14 protein-coding genes are annotated in these 14,525 nt (G+C 34.1%); 3 read left to right on the top strand and 11 right to left on the bottom strand.

Annotated elements, in window-relative coordinates; genetic code table 11:
- Positions 1-123 precede the first annotated feature (123 nt).
- From ACMDB5_RS07660 to ACMDB5_RS07610, 11 genes are all read right to left on the bottom strand, one after another.
- On the bottom strand, positions 124-1,458 hold the full coding sequence (locus tag ACMDB5_RS07660) for a sigma-54-dependent transcriptional regulator (protein ID WP_413997672.1): 1,335 nt from the start codon (positions 1,456-1,458) through the stop codon (positions 124-126).
- On the bottom strand, positions 1,458-2,558 hold the full coding sequence (locus ACMDB5_RS07655) for a sensor histidine kinase (RefSeq protein WP_413997671.1): 1,101 nt from the start codon (positions 2,556-2,558) through the stop codon (positions 1,458-1,460). Before ACMDB5_RS07655 ends, ACMDB5_RS07660 begins: the two co-directional genes overlap by 1 nt.
- Before the next feature lie 318 nt (positions 2,559-2,876).
- On the bottom strand, positions 2,877-3,830 hold the full coding sequence (gene ftsY / locus ACMDB5_RS07650) for a signal recognition particle-docking protein FtsY (protein WP_413997670.1): 954 nt from the start codon (positions 3,828-3,830) through the stop codon (positions 2,877-2,879).
- A gap of 127 nt (positions 3,831-3,957) precedes the next feature.
- Positions 3,958-4,110, bottom strand: coding sequence for a DUF4295 domain-containing protein (locus ACMDB5_RS07645; protein WP_072941281.1), 153 nt, complete (start codon positions 4,108-4,110; stop codon positions 3,958-3,960).
- 74 nt (positions 4,111-4,184) lie between these two features.
- Positions 4,185-4,367, bottom strand: a complete 183-nt coding sequence (gene rpmG / locus ACMDB5_RS07640) for a 50S ribosomal protein L33 (RefSeq protein WP_011963553.1) — start codon at positions 4,365-4,367, stop codon at positions 4,185-4,187.
- A gap of 29 nt (positions 4,368-4,396) precedes the next feature.
- Positions 4,397-4,633, bottom strand: a complete 237-nt coding sequence (gene rpmB / locus ACMDB5_RS07635) for a 50S ribosomal protein L28 (RefSeq protein ID WP_072941276.1) — start codon at positions 4,631-4,633, stop codon at positions 4,397-4,399.
- A 72-nt stretch (positions 4,634-4,705) separates the two neighbouring features.
- Entirely contained in the window at positions 4,706-5,959 is a 1,254-nt protein-coding gene (locus ACMDB5_RS07630) for a CinA family nicotinamide mononucleotide deamidase-related protein (RefSeq protein WP_413997669.1), read from the bottom strand.
- 112 nt (positions 5,960-6,071) lie between these two features.
- On the bottom strand, positions 6,072-6,416 hold the full coding sequence (locus ACMDB5_RS07625) for an Hpt domain-containing protein (protein WP_413997668.1): 345 nt from the start codon (positions 6,414-6,416) through the stop codon (positions 6,072-6,074).
- On the bottom strand, positions 6,416-7,027 hold the full coding sequence (locus tag ACMDB5_RS07620; RefSeq protein ID WP_413997667.1) for a fumarylacetoacetate hydrolase family protein: 612 nt from the start codon (positions 7,025-7,027) through the stop codon (positions 6,416-6,418). Before ACMDB5_RS07620 ends, ACMDB5_RS07625 begins: the two co-directional genes overlap by 1 nt.
- 39 nt (positions 7,028-7,066) lie before the next feature.
- Entirely contained in the window at positions 7,067-7,840 is a 774-nt protein-coding gene (locus tag ACMDB5_RS07615) for an exonuclease domain-containing protein (RefSeq protein WP_413997666.1), read from the bottom strand.
- 218 nt (positions 7,841-8,058) lie between these two features.
- Positions 8,059-9,369, bottom strand: a complete 1,311-nt coding sequence (locus ACMDB5_RS07610; RefSeq protein WP_413997665.1) for a dihydrolipoamide acetyltransferase family protein — start codon at positions 9,367-9,369, stop codon at positions 8,059-8,061.
- 606 nt (positions 9,370-9,975) lie between these two features.
- Here ACMDB5_RS07610 and ACMDB5_RS07605 point away from each other — a divergent pair.
- From ACMDB5_RS07605 to ACMDB5_RS07595, 3 genes are all read left to right on the top strand, one after another.
- Positions 9,976-10,533 carry a hypothetical protein gene (locus ACMDB5_RS07605; protein WP_413997664.1) on the top strand — a complete coding sequence of 186 codons (558 nt, stop codon included), beginning with the start codon at positions 9,976-9,978 and terminating at the stop codon, positions 10,531-10,533.
- 218 nt (positions 10,534-10,751) lie between these two features.
- Positions 10,752-12,614 carry an ABC-F family ATP-binding cassette domain-containing protein gene (locus tag ACMDB5_RS07600; RefSeq protein WP_413997663.1) on the top strand — a complete coding sequence of 621 codons (1,863 nt, stop codon included), beginning with the start codon at positions 10,752-10,754 and terminating at the stop codon, positions 12,612-12,614.
- Between the two features lie 258 nt (positions 12,615-12,872).
- The gene (locus ACMDB5_RS07595) at positions 12,873-14,402 is read left to right on the top strand and encodes a carboxypeptidase-like regulatory domain-containing protein (RefSeq protein WP_413997662.1); all 1,530 of its coding nucleotides are present in this window, start codon (positions 12,873-12,875) and stop codon (positions 14,400-14,402) included.
- Positions 14,403-14,525 lie beyond the last annotated feature (123 nt).

Here is a 14,525-nt window from a genome sequence, read left to right as displayed (position 1 = left end):
CAAGATATTATAAACAACAAAACCCTTGCGAACAAAGGGTTTTTAAAAATATAGGATTTAGTAACACTGGAATAATCGGGGAGAAATTACCCAAACAAGAAGAAATTACCCAAATAATATGAATTATTTTTCTAGTTTCTGACGAAGTGTTTTTCGATCAATCTGAAGAATTTCTGCTGCACGCGTTTTATTATTTTCAACCACCGAAAGCACTTTTAAAATATGTGCTTTCTCAATATCTTTTAACGACTTAAATTCTTCTTTTTCAAAAGGCATAGGAAATTTCAAATATTCAGGAACATCAGCAACTTCAATTTGATCTCCACTCATAATGATCATTCTCTGAATTACATTTTCTAATTCCCTTACGTTTCCAGGCCATGAATGACGCATTAAAACCGAAACTGCCTTAGCCGAAATAGTTATTTGGGGCTTATTATACTCCACACTGTATTTATTGAGAAAAGTAATTATCAAAAGCTTGATATCACTTCTACGATTGCGAAGTGGTGGCGTTTCAATATTCACAACATTTAATCTATAATAAAGATCTTCGCGAAAAGCACCCTTATTAGACATTTCATACAAATCATTATTTGTGGCGGCAATAATCCTCAGCTCAATTTTTTGTGTCTTCTGAGAACCAACCATACTCACTTCCTTTTCTTGCAATACCCGCAATAATCTGGTTTGAACCGCCAATGGAGCCGTTCCAATTTCATCTAAAAATATAGTTCCACCAGCTGCCGCTTGAAAAAAACCATCCCGAGTTTCATTTGCACCCGTAAAAGCACCTTTTACATAACCAAAAAGTTCTGACTCCATTAAACTCTCAGGGATAGCACCGCAATTCACCACAACGAACGGCTTAGATGAAAAAACACCTTCATAATGTATTGCTCTAGCGACTAATTCTTTCCCCGTACCGCTTTCACCCTGAATAAGAACAGTAGCCCTGTTATCTTTGACACGTTGAATCAAATCTACCAACTGAACTATCTGTTGAGACTTACCTACAATGCCAGCATATTCAGTTATTTTACCGGAAGAACTAGCAACTTCTTCATTATTATTTTTGGCATTCTCTTTTGAAACAATTAAATTTTGCACTGCTTTTTTTAGCTCGTCATTAGTAAACGGTTTTGCCAAATAATCCAAAGCTCCTGATTTCACAGCCTCAATTGCACTATCGACAGAAGGAAATCCCGTAATAACAAGTTTAGGAATGGCAGGGAAATGTTCATCAACATACTTCACAAGTTCAATTCCATTAATTCCGGGCATCTGTAAATCAGTAATTAATAAATCTACAGAACTGAATTTTAAAATATCAATAGCTTCTTTGACCGAAGAAGCCTTATAAGTATGAAAATTTTGAGCTTTCAAATTGCGATGAAGCAACTCAAGCATGTCATAATTATCATCAACAATTAAAATATTTTCTTTCTTTGACTTCATTAAATCATCTTTAAGGGTAATCGAACTTGAAAAACAGCACCTTGAGGCTTATTATCAAAAGAAATAATATCTCCTTTATGACTCTTAACAATTCCATGCACGACGCTAAGTCCTAAACCAGAACCTTCACCAATAGGTTTTGTAGTAAAAAAAGGTTCGAATATTTTAGACACAAAAGCCTCCTCAACACCTGGTCCTTGGTCGGCAATTTCAATAAAAAAACTTGAATCCACCGCATACACGCTTACTTTAATTACCGTGTTTTTAGGCGACACATAAATAGCATTTATCAAAATATTAAACAGGACTTGAGTAAGCTGAATAGGATCTAACTGTGCTTCTAATTTGGGATCTTGGAAATCAACTTCAAAACTAATTTCCGCTTTTTTAAAATTAGGTCCCAATAAGCTTAATGCATCCGAAACGATAGGGATTATCTCTACAAACCTACTGTTTTGTGGCATTTCACAGGAAAAAAACATGAGTTTTTTAACCACTTCTCGAGAATAAATGGCCGCTTTAACAATTTTAGCGGTATCAAATTGTGATTGTTTTTCCTTAGTACGTTCTTGAATTAACTCTGCAAAACCCAGAATATTACCTAATGGTGTATTCAGTTCGTGAGCAATGCCAGCGGTAATTTCTCCTAAAATAGAAAGTCGATCTACTCGCTCAACGCTACGCTTAAGCAACTCTTCTCTCTCCCTATTTAAATGTCTTTCATAAAATACACTAACATCAGAAGACACCTTGTTGAGTAACCTTTCTTCATCAGCCAAAAAGTATTTTTGAGTAAATTGACCTGATGGATAATGCACTTTTATATACCCTTTATCTTCACCAAAAATGATTATAGTCGACTTTTGGAAAACAGTTTTTGCCGGAATTAAACTTGTAGTAAAATAATAATCCGCTAACCTTAACTCAACAATTGACTCTTCAGAAAATCGCCAAGCTCGTTTTAAAATAGAACAAATTTTATCTAAAGTGACTGATATCGATTCTTCATACTGAACAATTACAGAAGAAACATCATACAAGCAGGATAATTCCTTAATCCGCTCTTGAAGTATTTCCTCTGTAGATATAATAGAATCCATAGCTCTTAAAGTGATAAAACATTAAAGAAAACAGGAGTAAAACTAACTCACAAACAAACAACAATCTGTTTAAAATCAAGTCAAAACTATAACGCTATTTTACAAATTAAAAATAACGTTCAATATTTGAAACCTATTGTTTCTTTATTCTTTTAAACAAACCAAAAACAAAAAATAACACTCCTATTACCAATAATACATAATAAAAAGTAATATTCTTGTCTCTAATCATATTTGCTAAAACAAAAGAAAAGATGCTCCCTAAATAAAGATACATCGTAGGTATATTTTTAATCGAAGAAAAATTCATTATACTAATTATTTAAAGAAAGAATCCACAAATTCATACTTATTAAAAACCTGTAAGTCTTCAATACCCTCTCCCACTCCAATATACTTGACCGGTATTTTAAACTGATCCGAAATTCCGATAACCACTCCACCTTTAGCAGTTCCGTCTAATTTGGTAACAGCAAGAGATGTCACTTCGGTAGCAGCAGTAAATTGTTTGGCTTGTTCAAAAGCATTTTGACCGGTTGAACCATCAAGAACCAATAAAACATCATGAGGAGCATCGGTTACGACTTTTTGCATCACACGTTTTACTTTTGTCAATTCGTTCATCAGGTTAATTTTATTATGCAAACGACCTGCAGTATCAATAATTACGATATCCGCATCCTGAGCAACTGCCGATTGCAGAGTATCAAATGCCACCGAAGCAGGATCTGAACCCATATTTTGTCTTACAATAGGAACTCCCACTCTGTCTGCCCATATTTGTAATTGGTCAATTGCCGCTGCTCTAAAAGTATCTGCTGCACCAAGAACCACCTTATAACCCTGTTTTTTAAACTGATAAGCTAATTTTCCGATAGTTGTGGTTTTTCCGACTCCGTTAACCCCAACAACCATTAAAACATAAGGTTTTGTATTAATTGGAATCACAAACTCTGTAGCCTCACCTGTATTGGTTTCAGACAATAAACCCGCGATTTCTTCTTGTAGAATTTTATTAAGCTCGTCAATACCTAAATATTTATCCGCAGCAACACGGTTTTCTATTCGAGTAATTATTTTTAAAGTTGTATCGACACCAACGTCTGAGGAAACAAGTATTTCCTCTAAATTATCCAAGACGTCATCATCAACCTTAGACTTTCCGGCTACAGCCTTGCTTAACTTAGAGAAGAAAGATGTTTTTGATTTTTCAAGACCTTTATCTAAAGTCTCTTTTTTTTCTGATGAAAATATTCTTTTGAAAAAACTCATTATATTGACAGTATTAAAAATGAAGCATTAGACTTGGGAAGCTAATGCGATTTTCTAATGGGTAAAGATAGAAAATAAAAAAGCTACTTCCGAATGAAAGTAGCTTTTCTATATAATGCTTAACTAATTAGTTCTTTTTCAAGAATTCATCAACAGCTTCAGGAGCCATAATAGATTCTACGAATGTATATGCACCTGTTTTTGGAGATTTCACCATTTTGATGGCTTTTGATAATCTCTTAGAAGATGTTTGTAACGATGCTACGGTTTTCTTTGCCATGATTCAAATGTTATTTAAATTTCAATAAACGCCCAAATGTAAACATTTGAGATTTTTATTAAAACCTCTAATTATTACTTAATTTCTTTGTGAACAGTTACTCTCTTCAAAACTGGATTAAATTTTTTAATCTCTAATCTATCTGGAGTATTTTTTTTGTTCTTTGTTGTTATGTATCTTGAAGTTCCCGCAACACCTGATGCTTTGTGTTCAGTACATTCTAAAATTACCTGGATTCTATTACCTTTCTTTGCCATCTTGCTATTTGTTTATTTAGGAATAAAGATTATTTAATAAACCCTTGTGACTGCGCTTTTTTCAAAACTGCAGCAATTCCATTTTTGTTAATTGTTTTTATCGTAGATGCTGCTACTCTAAGAGTAATCCATCTATCTTCTTCTGGAAGATAAAAACGCTTTTTAACTAAGTTTACAGAAAATTTTCTCTTAGTTTTATTCATAGCGTGAGAAACGTTATTTCCTACCATCGCTCTTTTACCTGTAAGGTCACAAACTCTTGACATTATGCTTATCTTTTATCGTTATTCAAAATCAGGGTGCAAAGAAAAGAAAAATAAACGGATGTAGCAAAAAAATCACAACACATTTTTCAAAATTTCTTTCCTTAATAGTTCTAAACTCTTAATCACTGCTCTATCTATCACTTTTTCACGTGGTTGACCAAAATTATATTCTTCAACAATCACTTCATTTGGAGTTGCCAATGCAATAAAAACTGTCCCAATTTCAGCATTTTCATCGCCTTTTGTAGGACCAGCATTACCTGTTGTCGCAATTGCGTAATCTGTTTTCATCTTCTTTTTTACGCTCAAAGCCATAGCCGAAACCACCTCGGCACTCACCACAGAAAACTCATTTATCAAGCTTTCAGAAATACCTAAAACATCAATTTTTGTTTCCGTGGCATAGGAAACCACACTTCCCTTAAAATAATTTGAAGCTCCGGGAACCGAAGCCAAAATAGACGCAATTGCCCCACCGGTACAACTTTCGGCAGTAGAAATAGTTTTATTTTCTTTTTTCAACAACTTCCCAATCACCACCTCAATTGTTTCCTCTTCATCAAAACCAACGATAATATCATGAATAATAGCATTCAAAGAGCGCACCTCTTCATCAATTGCCGTTTCTAACTTCTCCTTATCGACACCTCTAGCCGAAAGTCTCAAACGAACACTTCCCGGACTTGGCAAATACGCTAACTTAATAAAATCAGGAAGATTATCCTCCCAGCCTTCAATGCGTTCCGCCACAAGACTTTCGCCCTGACCGTATGTTAGAATTGTTTTGTGAATAATATAAGGACGATCGAATTCTTTAATCACTTTTGGAACAATCTCGTTTTCAACCAAATATTTCATTTCAAAAGGAACACCCGGAAGCGAAATAAAAACAGTACCTTCTTTTTTCATCCACATGCCCGGCGCTGTACCTACCTGATTATGAAGGACAGTACATTTTGACGGAACCAAAGCTTGATCTTTGTTGATTTGAGTAATTGGTCGCTTATAAAATCCTTCAATAAGTTGAGTCACATGAGCCAAAACCTCCTGATTTACCACTAACTTATCTTCAAAATAATCACAAAAGGTTTTCTTGGTAATATCATCTTTCGTCGGCCCCAGACCACCAGTAACAATAACTAAATCTACATTATTTTGCAAACTCAAAAAAGCATCTAATATATCTTGCTTATTATCACTTATCGAAATCATTTCATCGATTTCTATCCCTATCCTATCCAATGACTTAGCTATAAAAGCAGAATTTGTATCTACAATTTGCCCTATCAAAATTTCATCACCAATAGTAACTATCGTTGCTTTCATTATGCAATATAAATTTAGGATTTGCCCTATAAACAAAATTCAACATTCAAAAAATCTGAATGCTGAATTTTAATAATTATCATTAAAAGAAATACGAACGATTCGCAAATTATTACAAATCAAAATCTTTTCTTATCTCTTTAACAGCATCACTTACTTGACTCTTAATACTCTTAAAAATATCTTTTATTTCTTTCTTTTTTCCTTCTGCTTTTGTCCAAGCCTCTAATTGTAGAATTTCTTCAAAAGCTACATTTAAACCAAGTAAATCAAGAGTAGGCTTAATTTTATGTGCATAAGCATAAGCATGCTTGTGGTCTTTCTTTTTTATCCCTTCTTTAATTTGCAACAAATCCTCTGGAACTTCGGTTACAAACAAGGTCAGAATTTCATTTACAAATTCTGTATCATTATCCGAAAGCGCGTACACTTTTGAAAGGTTATAGTTTAAAGCCATTATTTTACCTGTATTCTAAATAGTTTATGTCCTTCTAAAAATCCTTCTAAAACGTCATTAGGTTTAACCGCGGCAACTCCTTCCGGTGTTCCTGTAAAAATAATATCCCCAATTTTTAAAGTAAAATATTGAGAAACATAAGAAATAAGCTCATCAATTTTCCACAACATAAAGGCAGAATCACCTATTTGAACCGATTTATCATTGTTCGTTAACTCAAATGTAAGATTTTCTAACGAACTAAATTGCTCTTTTGGTAAAAATTCTCCAATTACAGCCGATCCATCAAAAGCCTTAGCTTTCTCCCAAGGTAAGCCTTTTGCTTTCAACTCTGATTGTAAATCCCGAGCGGTAAAGTCAATTCCCACACTAATTTCGTCATAATACTTATGAGCAAACTTAGGCTCGATATATTTCCCCACTTTGCTAATCTTTACAATAATCTCGATTTCGTGGTGAATATCTTCCGAAAATTCCGGAATAACAAACGGATGTTGTTTCAATAAAATAGCCGAATCCGGCTTCATAAAAACCACTGGTTCCGTAGGTCGCTCGTTTTGTAACTCTTCTATATGATTGACATAATTTCTGCCGATACAAATTATCTTCATATTTTTTTAGTGAATAGTGAGTAGTAAATAGCTAATCACTTAGTTTTTAGTATTCAGTTTTCTCAATTTAATAGCGGTCAATACTTTCTTGGTATACAAAGGAAAATCAGCATTTTGTATCCAACTAAAATAACCCGGTTCATTTTCCAAAACAGTATCTACCTTTACTCCTTTATGTTTTCCGAAAGCAAAAATTTCATTGTCTTCTTTATCAAAAGCAATCATTCCTGCAAAATCGGCAATTTTTTTCCTAGTCGAAAATTCCGACAACGACTTCACATCATTTTCCAATTCCGGATAACGTTCTATTTGCGCTTTTAATATTTCATAAGTCGCCATAGTATCCGCCTCGGCAGAATGTGCATTTTCCAATCCTTTACCGCAATAAAATTTAAGTGCCGCAGATAAAGTACGCTCTTCCATTTTATGAAAAATAGTCTGAACATCAACAGAAACTCTGTTTTTCATATCGAAATCTACGCCGGCACGAAGCAATTCTTCCGCCAACAAAGGAATATCAAAACGATCCGAATTAAAACCAGCCAAATCACTGTCTTTAATCAAGTTATAAACCTGTGAAGCCAACTCATTAAAAGTAGGCTCATTAGCTACTTTCTCATCTGTGATTCCGTGAACCGCCGTTGTTTGCGGTGGAATTGGAATCGTAGGATTCACCAACCAGGTTTTACTTTCTTTATTTCCGTTAGGAAAAACTTTAAATATTGATATCTCAACAATCCTGTCTTTTCCAATGTCAATTCCCGTAGTTTCCAGGTCAAAAAAGCAGATGGGTTTATTTAATTTGAGTTCCATTTTCTATTTTTATAATAATACAAATGTAAATTTTAAAGCTGAAATTCACTCGCTATTTTCCCGAAAATTTTAGCTTCACCGCTTTTTAACCACCAAATTTCAAAAGATCACCCCCTCCAAAAGCCTAGTCTTTTTCTTAAATAATAAAGCTTATAAAAAACAAAACCCGACAGATTCTAAAAATTCTGTCGGGTTTTCAAGTAATTCTATATTTTTTTTTAAAAATCTCTATTTACATCAAATGCCTCTAAATATTCAGCAACGCGTTTCACAAAACTTCCTCCTAGAGCGCCATCTACAACACGATGATCGTAACTATGCGAAAGGAACATCTTTTGACGAATACCAATAAAATCACCTTCTGGAGTTTCGATAACTGCAGGCATTTTACGGATTGCTCCAAGAGCTAAAATCCCCACCTGCGGCTGATTCAAAATTGGTGTTCCAAAAACACTTCCAAAAGTCCCCACATTTGTAACCGTATAGGTTCCGCCTTGAGTATCATCCGGTTTTAATTTTCCAGCCTTTGCACGACCTCCTAAATCATTTACCGCTTTTGCCATACCAACCAAATTCAGTTGATCCGCATTTTTAATAACCGGAACAATTAAGTTTCCGTTTGGCAATGAAGCTGCCATACCTAAATTAATATTTTTCTTTTTGATGATAAAATCACCATCAACAGAAATATTCATTCCTGGATAATCTTTCAGCGCTTTTGCAACAGCTTCCATGAAGATCGGCGTATAAGTCAGCTTCTCTCCTTCTCTCTTTTCGAAAGCATTTTTATGTTTCTCTCTCCATTTCACAATATTCGTCACATCAACCTCAATAAAAGATTGTACGTGAGCCGAAGTTTGCACCGAAGCAACCATATAACCTGCAATCAACTTGCGCATTCTATCCATTTCAACAATCTCATCACCTCCACTTATAGAAACTGGAGCCGCTTTTTGAGCCACTGGAACTGCATTTGGAGTCTCAACAGTTTTAACCGGAGTCGCCACCGCTTTATTTCCTCTATTTTTTACGTAATCTAAAATATCATTTTTAGTAACTCTTCCTTCTTTTCCGGTGCCATTAATCATTTCTAACTCAGCAACCGAAACACCTTCTTCTTTGGCTATATTTTTCACCAATGGAGAAAAGAATTTATCCGAATCCGAAAAATCAGTTGAACCCGAAGCTACAGCAGCAACACTTTCTTTGGCCGCTTCAACCGTTTTTGCTACTTCGGCAACAGCAGCCGGAACAACTTCTTCATTAGTTTCAGAACCTGATACTCCACCTTCTGTTTCAATAATCGCAATTGTTTGCCCTACCTGCACCAAATCATCTTTATCAAACAATTTTTCTACCAAAACACCGCTAACTTCACTAGGCACTTCGCTGTCAACCTTATCGGTTGCAATTTCAAGTACTGCCTCATCAGCTTCAATTTTGTCTCCCACTTCTTTTAACCAATTTGTAATGGTTGCTTCTGCGACGCTTTCTCCCATTTTTGGAAGCTTTAATTCAAATCTTGCCATATCGTTAACCTAAAAGGTAGTTTTTGTTTTCAGTTTGCGAAATTAATAAATATTTCAAATATAAATTACATTAAATGTAATTTTTCACGATTTTTTCGCACCCAAAACCCATTTTCATTAGAATTAGCTTATCCTATTAAAAAATCAGTATGTTTTGATGCTATTATCACTGTTAATCTATTATTTTTTAACGATTTCATAAAATTAACACATTCTTGGAAGAAAACAAAAACTTACCCATAAGCATTTTAAGAGCTGTCTTTCTTTAATTCCATGACGAAAATACCATTTTTTCCGTTTTTAAACCGGGAAATGAAGCTTTTTTTTTGCAATAACAAAATCATTTACCCTTTAAAACCTTGTCTAAGAGCGAAGAATAAATAATTTCATTTCTATCTTCACGAAAATAATTTTAATAGTATTTACATCCCAAAAAAATAATTCTAAACCTGAATTGATGCATCCTTTTACAATTTAAAACTCCTTAAAGCATTTCAAAAAACCTCAATTAATTCGCTAAGAAAACTATATTTGTTTTTCTAATCGCCACAAAAAAACATAAAAATCAGTCAATTAAAAAAATGGCTATGCCTACTTTTTACGATAGTGTTATTAAGTGGCATTAGTTGTGGCTCTAACAAAAAAACAACTCCTAAAGATGCCAACAATCTTGTTACCACAAACACTTGGTACATTTCCGGACCAACTATAGAGAATCAAAATTTCTTAAACAATACTCGGAAATCAAAAGGAATTATCAGAATAACCGCAAAAAACAATCCGGTGGGCGCAATCGAGTTGAATGTCATGATTAGCAATTCGGAATCTAATGACGGAATACCTACTAACATTCCTAAAAATTCTGAATATGTTTCCATTACTTATAAATCCTCGCAACTGATAAAACTACAAGCCCGAGAAGGCAATGAAGAAGAAAGTGGTTGTGTTCATGGCGGCTCGCATCCGCGTGTAGATGTTCCGGCTTCGCCCAATCAATTTACAACAATACAAATTCCCTGGTCTCATTTTAGACAAGACGGAAAACCGGACGGAAAACTCCTGAATATTCACAATCTATGTAAATTCAATTTTGTGAACTACAATCCTGTTGCTGGATCTCAATTAGAAATTGCTTCGGTTAGCATCCAAAATCTAAAAAACTGATTACCCAAAGCTTTCTAAAAATTCCCGAATTTTAAACTAACAGCCCCGATTGAAGTAAAAATCCCGAGCTTTTTAGCGAGGATTGAAACAAAAAGCGGGAACGATACCTGCAAAAAAGCCCGATCATTCGCTCCTAATTATCTTACAGCTTTATACTCTAAGTAACAGAATTGCAACAACTCCATATAAATAGCTTACTTTTGCAAAAAACTACACTTGTGAATTACTTATCAGTCGAAAATATATCCAAATCTTTTGGAGAAAGAACGCTTTTTGAAAACATTTCTTTTGGGATAAACAAAGACCAAAAAATTGCCTTTATAGCCAAGAACGGCTCGGGAAAAACCACCATTATGAGCATCATCAACGGTCTGGAAGAACCAGATGGCGGACAGGTGGTGCTAAGAAAAGGCATCCGAATGGCTTTTTTGTCGCAAAACAACAATTTACAGGACGAACTGACCATTGAGGAAAGTATTTTTGCTTCGGATAATGAGATTTTGAAAGTCATTGAACAATACGAAAAAGCGTTGGAAAATCCCGAAGATGAAGAAGCTTACCAAAAAGCTTTTGATGGAATGGATCAGCACAATGCCTGGGATTTTGAAACCCAATACAAGCAAATTTTATTCAAACTGAAGTTGGAAGACTTTAAACTGAAAGTAAAAAACCTTTCGGGTGGACAGAAAAAACGTTTGTCGCTAGCTATCATTTTGATCAATCGTCCGGACTTGTTAATCTTGGATGAACCTACAAATCATTTGGATCTGGAGATGATTGAATGGTTGGAAAGTTATTTTGCAAAAGAAAACATTACGCTGTTTATGGTGACGCACGACCGTTTCTTTTTGGAACGCGTTTGTAATGAAATCCTGGAATTAGACAACGGAAAACTATATTCCTACAAAGGAAATTACTCTTATTATTTAGAGAAAAAAGAAGAACGAATTGCCTCTGAAAATGCGAGTGTAGACAAAGCGCAAAACCTTTTCGTGAAAGAACTGGAATGGATGCGCCGTCAGCCGAAAGCGAGAACGACCAAATCGAAATCGCGTCAGGATGATTTTTACGACATTAAGGAAAAAGCGCAAAGTCGCCGTCGCGAAAATAAAGTGGAACTTGAAATTAACATGGAGCGCATGGGAAGCAAGATTATCGAGCTTCACAAAATCTCCAAAAAATTTAAGGATCATGTGATCATGGATAATTTCAGTTTCGATTTCCAACGTGGGGAACGCATTGGAATCATCGGGAAAAACGGAACCGGAAAATCGACTTTCTTGAATTTATTGACCGGAACTTTACCTTTGGATTCCGGAAAAGTGATCATGGGCGAAACCATAAAAGTAGGTTATTATACCCAAAGTGGAATCAACCCAAAACCGGGACAGCGCGTGATTGACGTCATCAAGGAATACGGCGAATTTATTCCGTTGATGAAAGGAAAAATCATTTCGGCTTCACAATTGTTGGAGCGTTTCCTTTTTGACGCCAAAAAACAATATGATTTTGTGGATCGTTTGAGTGGTGGGGAATTGAAACGTTTGTACTTGTGTACGGTTTTGATTCAGAACCCGAACTTCCTGATTCTGGATGAGCCTACTAACGATTTGGACATCGTGACCTTGAACGTTTTGGAAAGCTTCCTTTTGGATTATCCGGGATGTTTGGTGGTGGTTTCGCACGACCGTTATTTCATGGATAAAATCGTCGATCACTTGTTTATCTTTAGAGGACAAGGAGTCGTAGAAGATTTCCCTGGAAACTATTCTGACTTTAGAGCCTACGAAGACAGTGCCGATGTAGCCCAAAAAGAAGAAAATAAAGCCGAGAAGAAAGACTGGAAACAAAATAATCCAACTGGAAATTTAACTTTCAACGAGCAGAAAGAATTTCAAAAAATAGAAAAAGAAATTAAGGATTTGGAGGCTCAAAAAGCGACTATCGAACAACTTTTTGCAGACGGCAAGGTGGCAGATGACAGCATCGAAAAGAAAGCCAGTGAATTGCAAAACCTCATCAATAAAATGGAGACCAAAGAGGAACGCTGGTTTGAATTGAGCGCGAAAATGGAAGGATAAAAATTCTCTTTTATAATTATAGAAAAACCCCAATACTTTTAGAGATAATGTCTGAAAGTGTTGGGGTTTATTTTTTATGAAAATAAAACGAGTCTATATTTAGTAAGAAAATTAACAACAAATTAATAAATATTCTCTAATTCATAATCTAACATCCATTATATTTGAAAACAAGAACAATGACTTTTGTCTTAAATATAAGTCAATAATTGTACAGCACCCATCTAAACAATTAATACAACCCAATAAATTAACAAAATGAAACAGATAATTATTAATTCTATTTTCATTGTATTCTTATTCCAGCTAGGAGTTGCTCAGAACATCAAAGGCAAAATTATTGATGCTAAAACACGGGAAAGTATTCCATATGCTAACATAAAAGTTAACGAATCCGAAAATATTGTTTCAAATGCCGAGGGCTATTTTACTCTTTCAGAAAATAATAGTCAAAATGATACGATGCTTACCATTTCGTATTTGGGATATATTAATCAACAATTAACTATTAGTACATTAAAAAAATTAGAATTTACAATCTCACTTGTTCCAGGTATTTTTGAACTTAGTGATGTTAATGTATCCAATAAAAAACCGAATCCTTATGAGATTATGGCAAATGTCAAAGTAAATTTGGTTAGAAATTACAAAAGCGATGCTTCAGCTTCGAAAGCAATGTTATTCTATCGGAGGTCTAATTATTTTAATCCAAAAAATATTGAAGTAGAGATAGACAAGTCTACCGGATTTACAAAACTTGCACTCAAAAAAGTGAATACTGATATAAAAAACTTTACTAAAAACTTAATTTCGTATCCTCCACAAGAATTCACTGACATCCTTTGCAATTACTACACTACAAATACAAAAAAGGAAGATAAGCTTGTATTTATATCAAAACTGGATGTTTTAAAAGCAACTAAATTAAAAAATGAGGGTAGCTCCCTTTCCTCAGATGAGTTGCAAAAAACAGCCATAAATACCATGCTGCAACATTTAGATTCAACTAAATATTACCGAGTAAAAAGTGGCCTTTTTGGCTCACGCGATACAATTTCGTTACGAAAAGATTTCAATCAGAAAAAAAATAAGAATAAAACAAAAGACATAAAAAACCAGCTTACTACAACTAAAATTAGTCTTAATTCATTTATGGCTGAAAATAATTTTTTATCGAGTACTAAATTTAATTTCATCAATAAACCAGAGCTCTACAATTATAGTTATGAAGGAACAACATATACCGATGATAATGAATTTGCTTACGTACTCAATTTTAAACCTCGAAAAAGTAAAGCAAAATATGTAGGTAAGTTATATATTTCTGAAACCGATTATGCAGTCATAAGAGCAGAATACAACTTAGACATAGGCGAAAAATTAAATAATTTTAACATGAAACTCCTTTTAGGCATTAAAGCCTCTGAAAACATTCACAAAGGAACCACAATATACAAGAAAAAATCTAACGAAAACGGATATTACTTACATTATGCAACTGTAGAAAAAGGGCAATATTTTTATATCAACCGACCTTTGAAATTTATTGAATTAACAAATAACGAAAAAGACGTGCTCGCTTTAGATATAAAATTAGAAGGAAATTCAAGTACAAAAACAGAATTTCTTAATGTATCAAACTCAAAAACAGCAGCTACTACAATCGAAAAAATCAAGGAGGAAGATTTTAAATTTATAAATATAAAAGCCTATGATTCTAAAATATGGAAAGATTACAATTCTATTGAACCACTTGAAGAAATGAAGCGATTTAAAGCTATCAATTGAATTGATCTAATATTTATTACAAAATAATATTTTTTAAACTAAATCTTGCTAACATTAACAATTCAAAACTATTACTAAAAGCACACATCCGAAATACCCCTGCTCATACCTGCAAACAAAAGT

Source organism: Flavobacterium sp. W1B, from assembly GCF_047344965.1.
Lineage (GTDB): Bacteria > Bacteroidota > Bacteroidia > Flavobacteriales > Flavobacteriaceae > Flavobacterium.
The sequence above is the reverse complement of the archived record's forward strand: the minus strand, read 5'-3'. Positions and strand labels throughout refer to the sequence as shown.